Here is a 21,122-nt window from a genome sequence, read left to right as displayed (position 1 = left end):
GTGTTGATTGTACTGCAACTTGAAATTTAATAGCGGGATAGCGTAATTACCTCAAATGGGGTTATGGCTTAGATCTTTCTACTTCGACAAGCTTAATACACGTTAGGCATTCAATTATTTTTGCTTGTTCAGCTCGCTAACTTCTTTATCCAACTCTTCGATTTTGTTTTGCATCAGTTGTCGACAATGCTCTGCCAATTCACGAACCTGCTCTTTGGTGTATTTTGTCGTATCAATCGGCGGTAACATTTCAACAATCACCGAGCCGTTATTCCAGCGGTTAAGTTTTATATTGCCATGTGTTGTCGAAACACAAACAGGCACGATGGGTACACCTGCCGTGATAGCCGCGTGGAAAGCACCGGTTTTGAATGGCAACAAGCCACGACCCCGGCTGCGTGTTCCTTCGGGGAACATCCAGACTGAGATCTGGTGTTTTTTGATCTGCTCGACAACCTGTGAAATTGTACCGTGCGCTTTTGTCCGGTTGTTTCTATCAATCAGAATGTTACCTGTCAGCCAATAAAGCTGACCAAAAAAGGGAATAAATACCAGGCTTTTTTTGCCAACTGTCACTGTGCGTGGCTGTACCGCATTCGACATGGTAATCATGTCGAAATTATTTTGGTGGTTGCCGATATAAATACTGGGGCCGTACTGACGGGCATCGGCTGGAATGCGTTCCAGCAGCTTAATGCCGAATATTTTGTGCAATTTGCCAAACGCGTGTCCAAAAGTCATCACATGGCGTGGATTGCGTGGACTGAATAAGCAGTAAATACCGCCGAAAATAAAGACCAAAATAGTAAACAGAATAACAATGATTCCACGAATGATCGCGAGCATGGTTGCCTCTTGCAGAGCAGGCCAGTATTAAGCTGGCCCGCAGTTATAATTTAATTCCACGATTTTCCAAGTGGCAGCCGTGTTGATTGCGCTGCATGTTTAAATCCCTTGGTATGGCGTGGTTGCCTCAATTTATTTTATGATTTCGGGGTATCCACTTCGACGCGTTCAACACGCTGTAAACCACGTGGCAGAGAAGTTCCCTTCCTACCGCGTTCCGCCCTGAATTTTTGCAAATCTTCTGGACGAAGCAATAGTTTGCGTTTGCCGAAGTAAAGCGTGATTGACGATTGTGGAGGCAAAATCAGCAACCAGCTCAGCATATCCTCCCCTGACGCAGCTTGGGCCGCAGTAATGGAGACAATTTTATTGCCTTTGCCTTTCGAAAGCTGCGGAAGATCAGCCACCGGGAACATCAACAAGCGGCCAGCTTTGGTGATAGCCAATAGCATGTCATCCTGCTCACTGTTGATCTCCAGAGGCTGCATGACTTTGGCATTTTCAGGCAGAGTAATCAACGCCTTACCTGCACGGTTCTTGGCTATGAGATCACTGAATGTACAGATAAAACCATAACCCGCATCAGATGCCATCAAGAGTTTTTGATCTTCTTTCGCCATCAAAAGATGTTCAACCGATGCGCCGGCCGGCAATGCCAATTTACCCGTCAGCGGTTCACCCTGCCCTCTGGCTGATGGCAAATCCAGTGGATCCACGGAGTAACTGCGCCCGGTCGAATCAATAAAGACCACAGGCTGGTTACTCTTGCCACGTACCGCACTGCGGAAGTTATCTCCGGATTTGTAATTCAAACCAGCCGGATCGATTTCATGCCCTTTCGCGCTGCGTACCCATCCCATTTCTGACATGACAACCGTAATTGGCTCTGATGGCAAAATATCATGATCGCTCATGGCTTTTGCTTCCGTGCGCTCTTTCAGTGGAGAGCGACGCTCATCACCGTAGCTTTCGGCATCCGCAATAATCTCTTTTTTCAGCAACGTATTTAGTTTTCGCTCTGAACCCAAGATTGACTGCAATTTGTCACGCTCTTTTGCCAGCTCATTCTGTTCGCCACGGATTTTAACTTCTTCCAGCTTCGCCAAGTGACGTAATTTCAACTCCAGAATGGCTTCAGCCTGCGTTTCTGTTAATTCGAAACGCTCCATCAATACAGCCTTGGGTTCATCTTCATTGCGAATAATATGGATCACTTCGTCAATGTTGAGATACGCCACCAGCAAACCTTCCAGAATATGCAAACGCTTAAGCACTTTTTCCAGACGGTGATTCAATCGCCTACGCACGGTTTCACGACGATAAACCAACCATTCGCTGAGGATTTCAACCAAGCCTTTCACTGCCGGGCGGTTGTCCAACCCGATCATATTCAGGTTAATACGATAGCTTTTTTCCAAATCGGTGGTCGCAAACAGATGATTCATCACTTGTTCAACATCCACACGATTGGTGCGTGGAACAATCACTAAACGTGTCGGGTTCTCGTGATCGGATTCATCACGCAGATCCTCAACCATTGGCAATTTTTTCGCCCGCATTTGGCTGGCGATTTGCTCCAAAACTTTTGCGCCGGAAACTTGGTGTGGCAGGGCGGTAATAATGACATTGCCCTCTTCTTTCGACCACACGGCCCGCATACGCACGGAGCCACGACCGGTTTTGTAGATTTTGCGGATATCTTCCTTTGATGTGATTATTTCGGCTTCTGTTGGGTAATCCGGCCCTTGGATGTATTCCATCGCCTGATCAAGCGACAGTTCCGGATTATCCAGCATCGCAATCAACGCATTCGCCACTTCACGGGAGTTATGCGGTGGAATGTCAGTTGCCATCCCTACGGCAATGCCGGTGGTGCCATTCAACAAAATATTGGGCAAGCGCGCAGGCAGCATTTTCGGCTCCTGCAAAGTGCCATCAAAGTTTGGCATCCAATCCACTGTACCTTGCCCCAATTCACTCAGCAGCAACTCAGCATATTTGGACAGGCGGGATTCGGTATAACGCATCGCGGCAAAGGATTTTGGATCATCCGGGGCACCCCAGTTACCCTGACCATCCACCAGCGGATAACGGTATGAGAAAGGCTGTGCCATTAAAACCATCGCTTCATAGCAAGCGCCATCGCCATGTGGATGGTATTTGCCAAGCACGTCCCCCACGGTACGGGCAGATTTTTTAAACTTGGCGCTGTTGCTCAGCCCCAACTCTGACATCGCATAAACAATGCGGCGCTGAACGGGTTTTAAACCATCACCGATAAAAGGCAGCGCCCTGTCCATGATGACGTACATGGAGTAATTCAAATAGGCGTTTTCAGTGAACGTGTGAAGCGGCTGACGCTCCACACCATCGTGAGTTATCTCACTCATGTATTTATTTCCTCAGGATCCTGTTTTGACTACCGTACGGTGATTGAATCCCACCCTGTCGGGCGGGAATTTACGGCATTTCCGCTAAACTTCAATGTCAATCGAATCACCTTTTTCTTGCAGCCAATTCCGGCGATCTTCTGAGCGTTTCTTCGCCAGAAGCATGTCCATGACAGCAAACGTTTCTTGATAATTCTCATCATCGATAGTCAATTGCACCAGACGGCGCGTATTGGGGTCTAATGTGGTTTCACGCAGCTGCATGGGATTCATTTCCCCCAGTCCTTTAAAGCGTTGGACATTAGGTTTGCCACGCTTGCGGCTCAAACGATCCAGTATGGCGCTTTTTTCCCCTTCATCCAGCGCATAATGCACTTCTTTGCCGAGGTCAATGCGATACAGCGGCGGCATCGCCATATAGACATGCCCGCGCTTCACCAGTGTCGGGAAGTGACGGACAAACAGGGCGCACAGCAACGTGGCGATATGCAAACCATCAGAATCCGCATCCGCCAGTATGCATATTTTACCGTAACGCAGCTGGCTGAGGTCTTCACTGTCAGGATCGATGCCAATCGCAACGGAAATATCGTGCACTTCCTGCGAAGCCAATACTTCATCAGAAGAGACTTCCCACGTATTCAAGATCTTTCCGCGCAGCGGCATGATCGCCTGAAATTCACGGTCACGGGCCTGCTTCGCTGAACCGCCCGCAGAATCCCCTTCCACCAAAAACAGTTCGGTAATATTCAGATCTTGCGCGGTACAGTCTGCTAATTTGCCCGGCAGTGCAGGGCCATTGGTCAGCTTTTTACGTACCACTTTCTTTGCCGCACGCATTCTGCGCTGGGCGCTGGCAATTGCCATTTCGGCAAGCTGTTCCGCATCCTGAGTGTGTTGATTCAGCCACAGGCTGAATGCATCTTTTACCACACCGGAAACAAAGGCCGCAGATTGACGCGATGAAAGACGTTCTTTGGTCTGCCCTGCAAATTGTGGATCCTGCATTTTGAGGGACAACACGTAAGCACAGCGATCCCAGATATCATCAGCAGAGAGTTTGACGCCACGTGGCAATAGGTTGCGGAATTCACAAAATTCGCGCATCGCATCCAGCAGCCCCTGACGCAGGCCGTTGACATGAGTTCCACCCTGTACTGTCGGGATCAGGTTCACGTAACTTTCCGTCAGAAGTTCTCCCCCTTCCGGCAACCAAAGTACCGCCCAGTCAACTGCTTCGGTTTCTCCGCTAAATGTGCCGACAAAAGGCGATTGAGGCAATGTGACCAATCCGTTCACAGCCTCCAGCAGATAATCTGTCAGGCCATCGGCATAGCACCATTTCTGCTCGGTGCTATTCAGTTTGTCCTTAAAGACAATTTCAACCCCCGGACACAATACTGCCTTGGCTTTCAGCAGATGCGTCAAGCGAGTAATAGAAAAACGGGGTATATCGAAATAGCTTTCATCCGGCCAGAAGTGGACGCTGGTTCCGGTGTTGCGTTTGCCACAACTGCCGATAACGTCCAGCTCTTGCACTTTTTCGCCATTTTCAAACGCGATTTGATGAACTTGGCTGTCACGACGGACAGTCACTTCCACACGCTTGGACAGGGCGTTGACCACAGAGATCCCCACACCATGCAAGCCACCAGAAAACTGGTAATTTTTATTGGAGAATTTTCCTCCCGCGTGCAAGCGGGTCAGGATCAGTTCGACAGCAGAAACTTTTTCTTCAGGATGGATATCAACCGGCATACCACGGCCATCATCTATCACTTCCAGAGACTGATCGCTGTGAAGGATTACTTCAATATGCTTCGCGTGACCAGCCAGAGCTTCGTCCACACTGTTATCGATCACTTCCTGTGCCAGATGGTTCGGGCGGGCTGTATCGGTATACATGCCGGGACGACGACGAACTGGCTCCAGGCCACTGAGGACTTCAATGGCCTCTGCGTTGTAACTAGATTGAGTCATGTTGTAATTCTGTCGGTTGCTTCGTTATTAAGGGGCCAATCAGTATTGATATACTGTTGATAATACCAGTCACTTACCCATTTTTGGCAATTTTTTTACTATTGCCACTGGTTAGCCCTAAGAAGTCAATAATTTGAGGGAAATAGTATTCGAAACCGATAAAAGCATGATTCCCGCCAGATTCAACTGTTTGCCGACACTGCATCAGGTAAGCAACAGCTTGGCGGTAATCGAGCACTTCATCCCCTGATTGCTGCAATAACCAGATAAGATCAGGTGATTCCAGCGGGTCAATGTGCATCACTTTGAGATCATGCATATGGCATTGTTCGAGAGTATAGCGCTCTTCGGTGTAGGGATTCACGTTTTCCCCAATATAATTCTGAAGCAAGTCGAATGGACGCACTGCAGGATTAACGACCACGGCAGGTAAACTAAAGCATTGGGAAAGCCAGATGGCCAGATAACCGCCAAGGGAAGACCCCACCAGCCCGATGTGTTCCCCGGCGCGTTCCATCACCAATTCTTCCAGTAAGATAGCGGTATCTTCAGGATAAGGCGGTAATTGCGGCACCAACATATCAATTTCAGGATATTGTTGGTGCAACCACGTTTTCAGCGCATTCGCTTTTGCTGATTGTGGCGAACTGTTGAAACCATGTAAATAAAGTAACGTTGACATTAATACCCGTCCGAATCTAAATCCGGGCAAAACTCATTACTCTTAAGCCTGTGAACTTGGGTTTTCAATATTGCATCTTGGTTGCCAGCCACAGACAGTTCGAGGTAACGCCATCCCGGAGCCACTGTATCAAGCATAAAATTAGTACAATGCGGCTTAAATTGCACACAGGTTGATGGCGTCGCCAGCACACGGATGCCATTCCACATTTTGTCGACTTCCTGATGGATATGCCCGCACAGTATGCCTTTCACCTGTGTTTTGCCTTTCAAATATTCTGATAATTCAGGGGCATTGCGTAAACTGTGTTGATCCAGCCAAGTACATCCGGAAGGCAAAGGATGGTGATGAAGCATGACAATCGCATGACGTTCACTATGTTCATCCAAACATTTTTCCATCCATTCCAACTGATATTCCGTTAACTCGCCATGAGGAACACCCTGCACTTGGCTGTCCAGCATGATCAATTGCCAATGTTGCCCGATAAATATTTGCTTGGAAGGTGAAATGCCTGCAGCGGCCAAAGTATCAACCATCGCGGGTTGATAATCATGATTACCGGGTAACCAAACACAAGGCGCAGGCAAGCGAGCAATTCCTTCAGCAAAAAGCTGGTAGGCATTGATGCTCTGATCCTGAACCAAATCACCGGTTGCAACAATTAAGTCAATGTCGAGATTTTGTTCAAGGATCATGTCCAAAACAGCGTGATAGCTGCGATAAGTGTTGACTCCCAGCAACGAATCTCTTTCATTGGCGAAAAGGTGTGTGTCGGTAATTTGCAGTATTCTGGCTGTGGCGCCTTCTGCCACAGGTATTTCAAGCCGGCTTTCCAAAAGGTTTCCTTTTCCTGTCGATCATAAGGATTATTTTAACGTGTCTTCATACAAAAGATCTGCTGACTGGGGCACACTTCCCGTTTTCCAGCGTAAATTAGGAATTGTTCCCTAACCATTCTTTCTTAAGTTTTTTATGGTGCAATGCCAGCCACTGTATTGCAATAACCGAAGCCGCATTATCAATCACGCCCTCTTCTACCCACTGATAAGCCTGCTCGCGGCTAACAACGAGAACGCGAATATCTTCATGTTCCCCTTCCAGACCGTGAATTCCTGACGCAGTGGAAGTGTCAACTTCACCAACAAACACGTTCATGCGCTCTGTCGTACCGCCCGGGCTGGAAAGGTAACTCAGTGCCGGCTGGCAGCGTTTCACTTCAATGCCCGCCTCTTCCATAGCTTCGCGACGAACAACCTGTTCGGCTTCTTCACCTTCTTCGATCATGCCGGCAATGACTTCCAGCAACCAGGGGGTTTGGCTGGTTTCAATCGCGGGAATGCGAATTTGTTCAATTAAAACCACTTCATCACGCACCGGATCGTAAGGCAGTAAAACACCCGCGTGACCCCGTTCAAAAACCTCACGTCTTACGGTTTCACTCCATCCGCCCCGGAACAGTCGATGTTTGAATTGATATTCCGTCATGGTGAAAAAACCACGGTAGAGTGTCTTGCGGGAAGTAATTTCAACATCTTGTTTTGTAAAAGTTTGCTCGGTGAACGTCTGTTCCGTTGCAGTCAGCGATGAGGCCTGTTCTTTGCCCATAAAACCCCCTGATTATTTTAAAGATTTCCTATTATTAAAATGTATTTTGTCATTTTGATCTAAATAAATTCATGCGATGGTACAAACAAGCTGGAAAATGAGGCAATATGGCACAAACAGCCACCCTACCCTGCTGGCATTCTCTGCTAGAATCTACGGTATTAGTTTTTTATGCAGAGGCAACTTAAGCAAAATAGCTGCACAACAAGGAACGCAAATGAAGAAATTGCTCTCTCTTTTTATCGCTATGAATCTGGTAGGTTTTAGTACTTCAAGCCATGCAGCCGATCTGTTGCAGATTTATCAGCAAGCAAAAGAAACAAACCCTGAATTGCTTAAGGCACAAGCTGACCGCAATTCGGTTTTTGAAAATATTAATATAGCGCGCAGTAGCTTACTGCCTCAATTGGGTTTGGGTGCAGATGTTGACTATAGTAAAAGCTTCCGCTCTCCCAAACAAACAGAAAGCTACGGTGCAAATGCCGGTCTGTCTCTGACCCAAATCGTCTTTGATATGTCAAAATGGTATAAATTGAACCAAGCAGAAAAGAGTGCAGGTATCGCCGATATCAATTATCAGGTAGCCCAGCAAAAATTAATGCTGGACACTGCCCACGCTTACTTTGACGCCCTGAACAAAATTGATACATTGACATTCACCGAAGCCCAGAAAGCATCGCTCTATCGCCAATTGGATCAAACCACACAGCGCTTCAATGTGGGTCTGGTTGCGATTACTGATGTGCAAAATGCCCGCGCACAATATGACTCAATTCTGGCGAAAGAAGTCTCTGATCGTAATCAGTTAGAAAATTCGCTGGAAACGCTGCGAATGATTACGGGAATGCATTACCCACAGTTGGCTGGATTGAATATCGAACAGTTCAAAACCAAACAACCAGAGCCCGCCAACAATACCCTAAAAGAAGCAGAGGCTCGTAACCTTAGCCTGTTGGCGGCACGTTTACAGCAGGATTTAAGCCGCGAGCAAATCAAGGATTCGCAGACTGGCTATATGCCAACCATTGGTTTAACTGCGAAAACAGGTATCTCCAACTCACATACAACACTTGGTGCCCCAAATGAGGCAGCTAAAAATGCTTATAATGGAAACAACTCTGTCGGGTTATCGTTAAGCTTACCGCTCTTTAATGGCGGAGCCACTTATTCCCAAGTGGAACAGGCAAAGTATAATTTTGTCAGCACCAGTCAAGCGTTGGAAAACACCTACCGCAAAGTGATACAAGATGTGCGTTCTTCTTCCAATAATATTTCCGGCGCCATCAGTAGTATTGAAGCCAACAAACAGGCTGTTCTTTCTGCTCAAAGCTCACTGGACTCAATGGAAGCGGGCTATCAGGTAGGAACCCGTACTATTGTTGATGTGCTGGACTCGACAACCAAGTTGTATCAGGCTAAGCAGAACTTATCTCAAGCACGTTATAGTTATCTGCTTTCCCAATTGGCGAATGAGCAAGCCCGTGGCACATTGAATGAAAACGATTTGGTCGCATTGAACAAGATGCTGGGCGCACAAATCTCAACCTCTGCCAGCGATATCATCAAAGAGATGAAAACACCACCAGTCCGCTGATTTAATGAGCTATCGTTTTACATTAAAAAACGTTATATTAAAGAAGCTATACTAAAAAGCAGCCCGCCAATGTGTGGGCTGTTTTTTAACGCTTCCTGAGCGCTGCTCCCATTAGGTAATATGAATGGGATACGCTCTTAATCCTAATCAGATACCTTCAAGATGGATGCCCCTATGACAATGAAACGGACAAAAGAGATAAACCGCGATTCTTTCCGCAAAACGTGGCGCAGCTATCGTCTGGCACCTGTAGCACTTGCTATCAGTGCGGCTTTCTTGCTCTCAGCCTGTGAACAGAACGATGAAACGGTGTCACTCTATACCAATGCCGATGAGTGCTCTCAGGCGAATCCTTCTCAAAGCGAACAGTGTAAAGTCGCTTATAACACTGCCCTGAAAGAAGCGGAGAAAACCGCGCCGAAATATGCCACCCGTGAAGATTGTGTCGCTGAGTTTGGTGAGCAACAATGTACTCAGGCACCGGCTCAGGCAGGCGTCGGTCAGGCTCAGGCACAAAACAGCAGCGGCAGTTTCTGGATGCCGTTGATGGCAGGTTACATGATGGGGCGTTTGATGGGTGGCAGTGCTGCGCCATCGCAGCCGCTGTTTACATCAAAATCAGCTTCCAGCCCAGCGAATGGCAAATTTGTTGATGCTACGGGTAAAAATTATGGCCCGGCCACTGCCGGCGGCCGCAGCATGACCGTGCCAAAAACCGCAATGGCGCCAAAACCTGCGACAACTTCTACAATTACTCGCGGCGGGTTCGGTGAATCTGTGGCGAAGCAGTCGTCTATGCAGCGTTCATCTGCCAGCTCCAGTTCTAATTCTTCCCGCTCTATGGGTGGTTAATCAACAATGAAACGCATTGGAATTACCGAGCGCCCGGATTGGCGCGAAAAAGCAGCTGAATACGGTTTCAATTTTCACACCATGTATGACCAGCCTTACTGGAGTGAAGAGGCTTATTACCAATTTACACTGGCTCAAATTGAAGAAATCGAAGATGCAACGGTAGAGCTGCACCAAATGTGTTTGCAGGTCGTGGAAAAAGTGGTCAACAGCGAAGAGCTGCTGACCAAATTCCAGATCCCAAAACATTGCTGGGAATTCGTCCGTTCTTCATGGGTCACCAGCCAGCCTTCACTCTATTCCCGCTTGGATTTGGCCTATGATGGCAAAAATCCACCGAAGCTGCTGGAAAACAACGCCGATACACCAACGTCGTTGTACGAATCGGCCTTTTTTCAGTGGATTTGGCTGGAAGACCAGATCAACGCAGGCAACCTGCCGTCAAATGCCGATCAGTTCAACAGCCTGCAAGAAAAACTGATTGACCGTTTTACCCAATTGCGCGAGAAGCATGGGTTTGGTCTGCTGCATATGGCTTGCTGTCAGGATACTGAAGAAGATCGTGGCACTATTCAATATTTGCAGGATTGCGCGGCAGAAGCGGGGATCCCAACCGAGTTCTTGTTTATCGAGGATATCGGGCTGGGTGAAAAAGGGCAGTTTACGGATTTGCAGGATCAAGTGATCGGCAACCTGTTCAAGCTGTATCCGTGGGAATTCATGCTGCGTGAAATGTTCTCGACTAAACTTGCTGACGCGGGTGTCCGCTGGCTGGAGCCGGCATGGAAGAGCATTATTTCCAATAAAGCCTTATTGCCGATGTTGTGGAAAATGTTTCCGGATCATCCAAACCTGCTACCAGCGTATTTCGCCGATGAGCGCCCTTCCGATATGGATAGCTATGTCATTAAACCGCTATTCTCCCGTGAAGGAGCCAATATCCAGATCATTGAAAATGGTCGGGAGATTGCCAATGCTGATGGCCCTTATGGGGAAGAAGGCATGATTGTTCAGCAATTCCATGCGTTGCCAAAATTTGGTGATAACTATACGTTAGTTGGTAGTTGGCTGGTGGATGACCAATCTGCGGGTATTTGTATCCGCGAAGATCAAGGGTTGATTACGCAAGATTTATCACGTTTCTATCCTCACATTATTTTAGATTGATATGGTTTTGGATTGATCTCGCCCAATAGATTGCCAATGGTATCGTGGTGGTCAGGGCAGCAAAGAAGTAGCGAATTTGCCCAAGGCGGGCCTCTTTAGAAAGACAGAAGCCTCTCACCGGCCACATAGATAACTATGGCCGGTGAGTATCGTTAGCCGACCTGAATCGATAGCATACTCAAGGAGCCGTCTTCAATCCCTTCTACGGGTGTTGAAATCGGCTCTTTTTTATCCCATGTTCCCATCACATACAACAACGGTAAAAAGTGCTCAGGTGTCGGATTCGACAGTTTACCGTCTTCCCTTTCCAAAGCATGAGTCAGGGGATGAGGCTCTTCAAGGCTGGTTAAACTGTCACGCACAAACTGCTCAAAAGAGAGTGCCCAAGGAAAAGGTTCTGCTCCCAATACTTCCGCCGGCAGGTTATGCACAACATTGCCGCTGCCGATAATCAACACGCCCTCATCCCGCAACAGCGCTAATTTCTTGCCGACTTCATAATGGAAAGATGCCGGTTGATTGCGATCCATGCTCAGTTGAATAACGGGAATATCTGCATCGGGATACATTTTCGCCAATATTCCCCAAGAACCATGATCCAGTCCCCAATGCTCAAAATCCGTTTCAACCTCAATCGGATCAAGAATATCTTGCACCAATACCGCCAGCTCAGGGAACCCTTTAGCCGGGTACTGTTTTTCATGCAACTCTCGCGGGAAATTACCAAAATCGTGGATAGTTCTGGGCTGAGCCATCGCAGTCACTGCTGTACCATTCGTATACCAGTGTGCAGAAATCACAAGTATCGCCCTTGGCTTGAGCAGTTTGTTTCCCAATTCAAACCAGGCACGGGAGTAATAATTATCTTCAATGGCATTCATCGGACTACCATGACCAACGAATAAAGCAGGCATTCTTAGGAGACTCATTCTCGCCCCTTATACAGCAAATTAAACATTTCGAATATGAATTGTGGATGATGATTAAAGAATTATGACAAGATTAAGACTTTTCTTCCTTGAATATTGCTAATCAAAAATGATGGGGTCTTTCAAAAATACTGAAAGGCCACAGGGTGTGGGACTGTGGCCTTACAAGCGTGCATGCGATATTTCTCCCCACTTCCCAAACTACAGTACTTTGACAGCCCTGCGATTTGAAAGTGGGTGAGTATAAACCGATATATTCTATCCCGATACGTTTTCTCTATCCAACTTTAAGAAAACAATATCATTTTTTAACAACAATTTTAGCCTTGTTAGTTTGTTGTTTTAAGATAAACAACCCAAGCAGGCCATCAACTCGCTACCTTTGTTGTTTTAAGGCGATAACTGACTAAATCTTCAATGGTCACAACTGGCATATCATGCTGTTGCGCAAATTCAATTACTTCAGGAGCACGTGCCATTGAACCATCATCATTGGTTAATTCACACAGCACTCCAGCTGGCTTAAAGCCTGCCATTTTAACCAAATCAATAGTTGCTTCAGTATGACCACGGCGAGTCAAAACCCCTCCGGATTGTGCGCGCAGAGGGAACACATGCCCGGGCCGATTCAAATCGCTTGGTTGTGCATCATCGGCAATGGCAGCTTGGATAGTGGTAATGCGATCTGCGGCAGAAACCCCGGTGGTTACACCTTGTGCGGCTTCAATAGTCACTGTGAAAGCTGTTTGGTACTGGCTGGAATTGCTTTCTACCATCATTGGTAATTTAAGCTGCTGACGGCGCTCTTCTGTCAGGCAAAGACAAACAATGCCACTGCCATGGCGGATGGTCAGTGCCATTTGTTCTACCGTCATTGTTTCGGCGGCGAAAATCATGTCACCTTCATTTTCACGATTTTCGTCATCCAATACCATTACGCCCTGACCCGCACGCAAAGCAGCAAGCGCGCGTTCAACACGTTCAAATGGCGTCCCATATGAGGAAAGTAGCGTCTGATTCATGGTAAAGAAACCTCTTTAATTGTATGGATTACCAGAATCAGGGCAATTTTGAGGAGTTCATGCTGCACAAAAATACGGCAACAAAAACAACAGACGAGCGCAAGCACTCGATTGATGCTGTTATTCTCTCCCATCCGGACTATCACCGTCGGCTCCAGAATCACACTGGATCTGCTGACCTCTATTTATTATCCGCTTAGGGATAACAACAAACAGAGCGCTCGCGGGCTTCATGAAATATGATTGCTTAAAATAGCATCGGTTAATTTCACGTTACCGCCGGTAGGGACTTTCACCCTGCCCTGAGATAAACATTTGCACTATAGCCTTTATAATCGACAGGGGCAATCAACAAAATCAAATATGAAACCTGGCTCTCAATCATTTATGCTTTCAGCATTAGGCATTAAAATACTCGCAACTATTTCTATTTAGCAAAAGGATGCTCATCATGCTCGACCCAAAGAAAATTGAACAAATTGCCCGCCAAATTCACAGCGCCATGCCAAAGGGCGTCAAAGAGTTCGGCGATGATGTCGAAAAAAAATTGCGCACTGTTTTGCAATCTCAGTTGAGTAAACTGGATCTCGTCAGCCGGGAAGAGTTTGACGTTCAGACTCAAGTCCTGTTGCGTACCCGTGAAAAATTGGTCGCGATGGAACAGCGTTTGAATGAATTGGAAGCCCGCCTCGAAGGATCAAACCAGCAAGAAGGATCAGAACCAAAAAACGAGCAGGCTGAATAATTGTATTAGAGGAATTTAACCGCGTTTTCCTCAATAAAAATTTAGAGCCTAACTCATTAGGCTCTTAGGGCAATTAACGTATATTTTTCTCCACACATGCAGCTCTTGTGAATTCGATGTTATTAGGCTGCACATTTTTCATGCATAACCGATAATTATCACCGTATTCTTTGAATTCCATTCTTGCTATGGATAATGGTTTTTTCAATAAACTCTCAATAAATTCTAGACTGCCTACTTCAAAATGCTGGTAATCGATCGGAGTATCCCAATAGCCACCCCATCGCATAAAACCATTTGATAAAAATATATCAATGACTTCTTCCGACATTCCTTTCCTTGCCATTTTTCCGGGTCTTTTAGCTATTCTATTTAAGTATTGTTCTGCGCTGTTTTCAGGCAAAACATAGGGCACCCCATTTGAATTAAAGCCTAAAAACGGGTTCTGTAATGGATTGATATCGATGGCTGCGCCATACGCATGCTTTGACCATGATGAAGCGCCCGTTATCTTTCTTCCGTTAAATGCAGATGTGTTATTATCACGCATTGAAGCCTGATCATCCCCGTTATAATGCTCTATTGCCAATGCCTTATGTATCGGGAATTTCGCCAATAACAATTCATTGAAAATATTCTCTGCCTGCAATGCAACTACATCGAGAACGATAACTTTTCCGGTATTTTTATTCCCTGAAAAATCAATGTAATTGAAATTAACGATATTTAATCTGTCACAAGGTACTGGATTACTTTTTGTTATCACACCCGAAAATGCCATTTTTTGGCAATCCTCTGGCGTTAACGGAGACACTTTTGCTAAGACATAAACCGGAAATAAAAATATCGATAAAATAATAACCTTAAATATTTTCATAATTCACTCAAAAATAAACAATCAACATCTTACCATCATAATAATTATTTTCATTTTAACGAATCATTCATATTTGTATCATCATGAATAATAAATAATCATAGACAACTACTCCAACCATTTTGACCACACTGTACCCAGTTCAATCAGAATGAATGTGGCAGAACCTGTTACATAATATCTTATAGTTTAAGCTAATAATAATTACTGACTTTATTTTCCCGCCAAGAAATAGAAATTATCTCTCTATCTAATGGAAATAACATTTGTTATATTTCTGGTTGCAGAAAATTAGCTAAGGCTGGATTTATTATAATAAAAAGGATAGATAAATGAGGCGGTCATCATTGTTAAGTTGTTTTCTTTACTTTATGGCTTTTATGTTCATGTGTGCACCAATAAATGTATTTGCTAAAACAGAACATTCATCACCAGAGCAAATTACGAATGATTTTTATACACGGTATATGCAGCAGTATCTCTTCATGGAGCATCAAAGCATTTCAGATGAACTTTTTCATGAAGATTGCAGGAATGAGAAATGCCATTGTGATTGTTTCGTGGAAACACAACCATAATGAATTTAAGATTAATGGCGAATCCTATGAGATATACGCTTATTATTATAAAGATGGATATCTGAAACCAAATCATGATATTTACAATGACCCCAACCTCTCGGGCCTGGATGGTATTTTTAATGGTGATTCACATATTTTTAAATATCAATCTGTGGTAACTGCCATGGAATACATTAATAAAAAATACAATAAAAAAACATATTAATATGTGAATTTTCACACCTCAACTCACCATTTTATGTATACCCGTTGTACTTCAAGATGCGTCACGGCAGAAAGGGAATGGCGCATTCGTCGGAAACGAATTTGAACAACCAAAGGCTGGCCTCCGGTGAGAGGCCGGATCCTCTCATAATCCCCGAGAGCATAGATAACCGTATATTTATAAAAACGGTGGCCGGTGTGAATCAACGCAGCCAACAAAAAAGCAACTTGAAAGACGACGGGGATATAATTCTTTGAAAAATTCATGAGATTAATTAATAATATTAACTATATTATAGTTGTTCGTATTTCACGTATGTTGCCAAGGAAAAACATAATATTATGAAAATGAAAGCTCTTGTTGCAATGGCTGTTTCTACCACGATTCTGGCAGGTTGCAGCAATCTAAATCAAGGAATGCTGGCCCAATCTGGAATGCAATTATTCCAGGCAGCAACTCTGGGGGATGCAGATGTCAAACATATCGCAGATCAATCGTGCCACGAAATGGATGCAAAGAATAAAATTGCACCGGCATCCAGCCAGTACACTAAGCGTCTGAACAAAATCGCCAAAGCATTAGGTAACGAAGTTAACGGCACCCCTGTTAACTATAAAGTTTATCTGACCAAAGATGTGAACGCATGGGCAATGGCTAACGGTTGTGTGCGTGTTTACAGTGGCTTGATGGATATGATGAACAATAACGAAGTTGAAGGCGTTCTGGGCCATGAAATGGGTCACGTTGCGCTGGGGCATTCACGTAAAGCTATTCAGGTTGCTTATGCGGCCGTTGCGGCACGTACCGCAGCAGCATCAGCGGGTGGTGTAGCCGCACAGTTGAGCAATTCTCAGTTTGCAGAGCTGGGTGAAAAACTTATCAACTCACAGTTCTCACAGCATCAGGAAAGTCAGGCTGATGATTTTTCTTATGATCTTCTGAAAAAACGCGGTGTCAAAACCGAAGGTTTAGTCACCGGCTTCGAGAAACTGGCTAAACTGGGCGGTGGTCAATCCAGCATGTTTGATTCACACCCGCCTTCAGAAGAGCGCGCTCAACACATTCGTTCCCGTATTTCCTCAGACAAAAAATAATCTGTTCTGTACATCAGTGTCGTACAGGATGCCGCGGTGCCATTTGGCACCGCTTTTTATTTTTTACTTTTGATTGTTGCTTTTTACTGGCACTTAATCGTTTTAATGATATTGGTCGTGGAGATCCCATCTTCGAAGTTCAATACTTTGACTTCGCCGCCCGCAGCCCAAACTTCCTCACTGCCGGCAATTTCTTCCGGTTTGTAATCACCACCTTTTACCAAAATATCCGGCAGGATATCGGCAATTAAGCGTTGTGGTGTATCTTCTTCAAATTCCACCACCCAATCAACAGATTCCAGTGCGGATAATACGATCATGCGCTGTTCCAATGGATTGACCGGGCGAGTTTCCCCTTTCAATCGTTTGGTGGAAGCATCACTGTTGACGGCAACAATTAAGCGATCGCCCAATTTGCGCGCGTTGGAGAGATAGGAAACATGGCCGGCATGAAGAATATCAAAGCAACCATTAGTCATCACGATGCGTTCACCGCGCTGACGGGCTTGTGCAACCACCTCTTTCAACCGGGTTTCAGTCATCACGCCAAATCCGGTTTCCGCGCGACCACGCACTGCATTTTCCAGTTCGATAGGCGAAACGGTCGACGTTCCCAGTTTACCGACAACCACACCTGCGGCTGCATTGGCCAGATAACAAGCCTCATTCAATGGCTTGCCAGCAGCCAGTGCCGTTGCCAACACGCCAATTACGGTATCTCCCGCGCCAGTGACATCAAAAACCTCTTGCGCCTGAGTCGGTAAATGTAAAGGAGGCTGGCCTACTCTCAGTAAGCTCATTCCGCGCTCAGAACGGGTGATCAACAACGCCTTCAATTCCAAGGCCTGTACCAGTTTCGTTCCCTTTTGAACCAAATCATCATCATCTTTGCAATGCCCGACAACAGCCTCAAACTCTGACATGTTTGGCGTGAGCAGCGTAGCACCGCGATAACGCTCAAAATCACTGCCTTTCGGATCGATCAGTACCGGAACATTGGCTTCATTAGCCAGCTTGATCATAGCCTGAACTTGATTCAACGCTCCCTTGGCATAATCCGACAGCACCAGCGCCCCAATATGTGGCAATGCTTGTTGGATCTTCTCCAGCATCGGCTGGGCATCCACATTCTGGAAGCCTTCTTCAAAATCCAAGCGAAGCAACTGCTGATTACGCGATAACACTCGCAATTTTGTGATAGTTGGGTGGGTTGGAACAGAAACAAAATCACATTGGACTTTGACACTGCCCAGTTTTTCACTCAAGGCCCGTGCTGCATCATCAATGCCGGTTAACCCTACCAAACGTGAATTAGCACCCAATGATGCAATATTCATGGCAACGTTGGCCGCTCCGCCCGGACGCTCTTCAATGTTTTCGACTTTAACGACGGGAACCGGTGCTTCCGGTGAAATACGACTAGTCGGGCCATACCAATAGCGGTCTAACATAACATCGCCAACAACCAAAACACCTGCACGGTGAAAATCAGGGAGTGCTACTTTCATCCCATACTCCAAATATCAAAATAAACTGTTGCGGATATTACCATAATCAAGCTGAATGCCAGCAAGTTCCATAATGAAAAGCGACAATTCATGCACTGATTACTCTCCGAGCCATTTTTGCCAGCTAGTGAGCACCAACGTTTTCTGCTGATTGAAATGATCCGCTGAAACGCGGCTGGACAACGCTTGCAAGGCCAAGTGATGCAGTTCATCACGCATGGTAATGTAGGCCTGTGTCAAAGCCATTGCTTCCTGCTCATCCATAATATTGTGGTTTGCCATGAGTTCGAAAATCCGCACATTATCCGACCAACGGGTCAATTTGGCATTTTCTGGCGCATAACGCAGAACCTGATACTGAGCGATAAATTCAATATCGGTGATCCCCCCCGGATCGGCTTTGATATCAAATTGATCCGGTTGAGAGCTGCCCAGATGTTGATGCATCTTTTCTCTCATTTCACGCACCTGTTGGCGCAAAAGCGCAGGCTCGCGGGAACGGCACAACGTTTCACGGCGAATGCGTTCAAAATCATTACGCATTTTTTCATCACCGAAAACCATGCGGGCGCGGATCAACGCTTGATGTTCCCATGTCCACGCTTCGTTTTTCTGGTAATCGTCAAAGGCTTCAAGTGTGCTGACCAACATTCCGGATTCGCCGGATGGGCGCAAACGCGCATCAACATCATACAATATCCCCGATGCGGTTCGGGTGCTGAACAAGTGAATAATCCGCTGGGCAAGGCGCAAATAAAACTGCCTTGCATCAATGGAACGAGGGCCACCCGTCATTACGCCCATCGGGCAATCCAGCAAAAATACCAGATCCAGATCAGAGCTATAGCCCAGCTCCCATCCTCCCAATTTGCCGTAACCGATAATGGCAAATCCCATTCCCTGCCGCTGGGATAAATGGGCAGGAGCGCCATAACGTTTTACCATCTGATTCCATGCTTGCTGAACAACTGCCTCAATAATGGCTTCGGCCAGATAAGTCAGATGATCGCTTACCTTCATCACAGGCAGAACACCTGCAATGTCTTCTGCCGCAATCCGCAGTAATTGGGCTTGCTTGAACTGACGCAATGCCTCCAGCAACTGCTCATCATCCCCCTCAGGAATACGCAGCAGATATTGGTAAAGCTCATCGCGATAAGCTTCTATTGGCAGCGGCTGATACAGTGATTTTGGGTCGATCAATTCATCCAACAACAATGGATGGCGGGTAAGCTGGCTGGCAATCATCGGGGAAGCCGCACACAGGCGGATGACATGGATCATCACCTGCTCAGATTCCAGCATCAACTCCAGATAAGTCGTGCGGCTGACGATACTCAGCAGCAGGGGAATAATTCGCTCCAATACCGTATTGGCATCTTTCCGTTCCCCAACTTTTGCCAATAAGCGCGGCATCAATTGATCAAGGACGTCCCGCCCCCGTGGGCCGATAGTTCGCTTGCTGATGTCCTGACGGAAAAGTGCTATCACATCAAGCATTTTCTGGGCTTCATCACCAGAAAGGTGGAGAACCAATGGGCTGAGTTCGTCCTGATTTAACGTCTCGAGCCATAAACTCTTAAATGGCACATGGCTCGCTTCCTCACCATTTTCTTCAGCTTCGTCGCCAATCAACTGCTGGAAAATATCGCGAACTGCATTCATCTTGCGTTCGGTTTCAACCATCAACTCCGCCCAATCGACAAATCCCATTCCCCAAGAAAGGCGGGCGCGATCCAGCTCATTATCCGGCAACGTTTGTGTTTGTTGATCGCGAATTGATTGCAGTAAATTTTCAAGCCGACGCAAGAACAGGTAGCTTTCTTCAAGCCGATTGACCTGTTCTGGCGACAATAGGGATAATTCTTCAATGGCCTTTAATGCCGGCAACAAGGAACGGGATTGCAGGCTCGGTTCCCTTCCTCCACGAATAAGCTGAAAGACTTGGGTGATAAATTCGATTTCCCGAATCCCCCCAGCCCCCAGTTTAATATTTTCTTTTAATCCGCGACGGCGAACTTCCCGTTCAATCATGCCCTTCATATTGCGCAAGGATTGAATCACACTGAAATCGATATAACGGCGAAAAACAAACGGGCGCAACATCAGGCGCAATTCCTGACAATATGCCAGCCCGTCGTGCCCTAAAATGCGCGCTTTCACCAACGCGTAACGTTCCCAGTCCCGCCCTTGTTCCTGATAATAATCTTCCAGAGCCGAAAAACTGAAAACCAGCGGCCCACTGTCGCCAAATGGACGCAACCTCATATCAACACGATAAACAAACCCGTCTACTGTTTGTTGATCCAACACTTTAATCAGCTTCTGACCCAACCGAGTAAAAAATTGGGAGTTATCCATTTCGCGGCGCCCGCCTTGGGTTACGCCATTTTCCGGATAAGCAAAAATAAGATCGATATCTGAGGAAAAATTGAGTTCTCCACCGCCTAATTTTCCCATCCCCAGAATTAATAATGGCTGAGCCAATCCTTCACTATTGGTGGGAGTTCCCCAATCTTGGCAACAACGCAGATAAAGCCAGTCACGGGCGGCCATAATCAAAGTTTCTGCCAACATGCTCAACTGCTGCAAAGTTTGCTCTGTTGCACTTATTTTCAATGCCTGCTGCCATGCAATCCTGACCAGCATACGATGGCGAAACAGCCGCAACACCCGCATCAAATTATTTTCATCGTTTACCGTAGCCAATGCCTCGTCCAACCAATGGGCGTAATCTTGCCACTCCTCCGGTTGCGGGGACGACTGACGGATATCCTCCAGCCAAGCAGGATGTGACTGCAAGTTTTCAGCGACAAAATCACTTAGTGACAGAACGGCTTGCTCATGGGGAGCAAAGGATGTGGCTGCCTCCCCGGATGGGTGGAAATTGGCAATGATGCGCTGTACTTGTTGGGCTAAAGGCGATGAAAGTGGCAACATAACTGGGTTTCCCTTGATACCATGTATGACCGCTCATTGCCCCTGATAACTGTTAAAGCAATCAAGGGATATAATCGGGAGCGTAAAATTATTGGGCTGGGT

17 protein-coding genes and 1 riboswitch are annotated in these 21,122 nt (G+C 46.3%); of the genes, 6 read left to right on the top strand and 11 right to left on the bottom strand.

Features of this window, described 5'->3' with window-relative positions; all coding sequences use genetic code 11:
- Positions 1 to 114: 114 nt before the first annotated feature.
- The 6 genes from BM100_RS10825 to nudF form a co-directional block, all read right to left on the bottom strand.
- Positions 115 to 846, bottom strand: a complete 732-nt coding sequence (locus BM100_RS10825; protein ID WP_092510784.1) for a 1-acylglycerol-3-phosphate O-acyltransferase — start codon at positions 844 to 846, stop codon at positions 115 to 117.
- Between the two features lie 137 nt (positions 847 to 983).
- Entirely contained in the window at positions 984 to 3,236 is a 2,253-nt protein-coding gene (gene parC, locus BM100_RS10820) for a DNA topoisomerase IV subunit A (RefSeq protein WP_092510782.1), read from the bottom strand.
- An 84-nt stretch (positions 3,237 to 3,320) separates the two neighbouring features.
- Complete coding sequence (gene parE, locus BM100_RS10815) at positions 3,321 to 5,216, bottom strand: DNA topoisomerase IV subunit B (protein WP_092510780.1); 1,896 nt, start codon at positions 5,214 to 5,216, stop codon at positions 3,321 to 3,323.
- A gap of 73 nt (positions 5,217 to 5,289) precedes the next feature.
- Positions 5,290 to 5,898 (bottom strand): esterase YqiA, encoded by a 609-nt coding sequence (gene yqiA, locus BM100_RS10810; protein WP_092510778.1) that lies wholly within the window; start codon positions 5,896 to 5,898, stop codon positions 5,290 to 5,292.
- A complete protein-coding gene (gene cpdA / locus BM100_RS10805; protein ID WP_092510776.1) occupies positions 5,898 to 6,737 on the bottom strand; it encodes a 3',5'-cyclic-AMP phosphodiesterase in 840 nt (279 codons plus the stop codon). Before cpdA ends, yqiA begins: the two co-directional genes overlap by 1 nt.
- A 97-nt stretch (positions 6,738 to 6,834) precedes the next feature.
- Entirely contained in the window at positions 6,835 to 7,506 is a 672-nt protein-coding gene (gene nudF / locus BM100_RS10800; protein WP_092510773.1) for an ADP-ribose diphosphatase, read from the bottom strand.
- Positions 7,507 to 7,723: 217 nt separating this feature from the next.
- On the opposite strand from nudF, the gene tolC reads away from it, so the two are divergent.
- The 3 genes from tolC (at position 7,724) to BM100_RS10785 (ending at position 11,119) form a co-directional block, all read left to right on the top strand.
- Complete coding sequence (gene tolC, locus BM100_RS10795; protein ID WP_092510771.1) at positions 7,724 to 9,100, top strand: outer membrane channel protein TolC; 1,377 nt, start codon at positions 7,724 to 7,726, stop codon at positions 9,098 to 9,100.
- A gap of 180 nt (positions 9,101 to 9,280) precedes the next feature.
- Positions 9,281 to 9,952 carry a DUF1190 family protein gene (locus BM100_RS10790; RefSeq protein WP_175494941.1) on the top strand — a complete coding sequence of 224 codons (672 nt, stop codon included), beginning with the start codon at positions 9,281 to 9,283 and terminating at the stop codon, positions 9,950 to 9,952.
- Positions 9,953 to 9,958: 6 nt separating this feature from the next.
- The gene (locus BM100_RS10785) at positions 9,959 to 11,119 is read left to right on the top strand and encodes a glutathionylspermidine synthase family protein (RefSeq protein WP_092510767.1); all 1,161 of its coding nucleotides are present in this window, start codon (positions 9,959 to 9,961) and stop codon (positions 11,117 to 11,119) included.
- Between the two features lie 152 nt (positions 11,120 to 11,271).
- Here the strand turns inward: BM100_RS10785 and ygiD are convergent, their stop codons facing one another.
- Together ygiD and ribB are read right to left on the bottom strand one after the other, a co-directional pair.
- Positions 11,272 to 12,048: a 4,5-DOPA-extradiol-dioxygenase gene (gene ygiD / locus BM100_RS10780; RefSeq protein WP_092510765.1), complete on the bottom strand. Its 777-nt coding sequence runs from the start codon at positions 12,046 to 12,048 to the stop codon at positions 11,272 to 11,274.
- A gap of 368 nt (positions 12,049 to 12,416) precedes the next feature.
- Complete coding sequence (gene ribB, locus BM100_RS10775; RefSeq protein WP_092510763.1) at positions 12,417 to 13,070, bottom strand: 3,4-dihydroxy-2-butanone-4-phosphate synthase; 654 nt, start codon at positions 13,068 to 13,070, stop codon at positions 12,417 to 12,419.
- 118 nt (positions 13,071 to 13,188) lie between these two features.
- Positions 13,189 to 13,384, bottom strand: a riboswitch (FMN riboswitch).
- Positions 13,385 to 13,521: 137 nt separating this feature from the next.
- On the opposite strand from ribB, the gene ubiK reads away from it, so the two are divergent.
- A complete protein-coding gene (gene ubiK, locus BM100_RS10770; protein ID WP_092510761.1) occupies positions 13,522 to 13,815 on the top strand; it encodes a ubiquinone biosynthesis accessory factor UbiK in 294 nt (97 codons plus the stop codon).
- 73 nt (positions 13,816 to 13,888) lie between these two features.
- Here ubiK and BM100_RS10765 read toward each other — a convergent pair whose 3' ends face one another.
- Positions 13,889 to 14,692 (bottom strand): M15 family metallopeptidase, encoded by an 804-nt coding sequence (locus BM100_RS10765; RefSeq protein ID WP_211284496.1) that lies wholly within the window; start codon positions 14,690 to 14,692, stop codon positions 13,889 to 13,891.
- A gap of 519 nt (positions 14,693 to 15,211) precedes the next feature.
- Between BM100_RS10765 and BM100_RS10760 the strand changes: the two genes are divergently transcribed.
- Both BM100_RS10760 and loiP read left to right on the top strand, forming a co-directional pair.
- Complete coding sequence (locus BM100_RS10760) at positions 15,212 to 15,478, top strand: hypothetical protein (protein ID WP_092510759.1); 267 nt, start codon at positions 15,212 to 15,214, stop codon at positions 15,476 to 15,478.
- 341 nt (positions 15,479 to 15,819) lie between these two features.
- A complete protein-coding gene (gene loiP, locus BM100_RS10750; protein ID WP_092510756.1) occupies positions 15,820 to 16,572 on the top strand; it encodes a metalloprotease LoiP in 753 nt (250 codons plus the stop codon).
- Between the two features lie 83 nt (positions 16,573 to 16,655).
- Here loiP and hldE read toward each other — a convergent pair whose 3' ends face one another.
- Positions 16,656 to 18,080, bottom strand: coding sequence for a bifunctional D-glycero-beta-D-manno-heptose-7-phosphate kinase/D-glycero-beta-D-manno-heptose 1-phosphate adenylyltransferase HldE (gene hldE / locus BM100_RS10745; protein WP_092510754.1), 1,425 nt, complete (start codon positions 18,078 to 18,080; stop codon positions 16,656 to 16,658).
- A 99-nt stretch (positions 18,081 to 18,179) separates the two neighbouring features.
- Positions 18,180 to 21,020, bottom strand: a complete 2,841-nt coding sequence (gene glnE / locus BM100_RS10740) for a bifunctional [glutamate--ammonia ligase]-adenylyl-L-tyrosine phosphorylase/[glutamate--ammonia-ligase] adenylyltransferase (protein ID WP_092510752.1) — start codon at positions 21,018 to 21,020, stop codon at positions 18,180 to 18,182.
- Positions 21,021 to 21,122 lie beyond the last annotated feature (102 nt).

It is taken from the genome of Xenorhabdus mauleonii (assembly GCF_900113945.1).
In the GTDB taxonomy this organism is placed as follows: domain Bacteria; phylum Pseudomonadota; class Gammaproteobacteria; order Enterobacterales; family Enterobacteriaceae; genus Xenorhabdus; species Xenorhabdus mauleonii.
The sequence above is the reverse complement of the archived record's forward strand: the minus strand, read 5'-3'. Positions and strand labels throughout refer to the sequence as shown.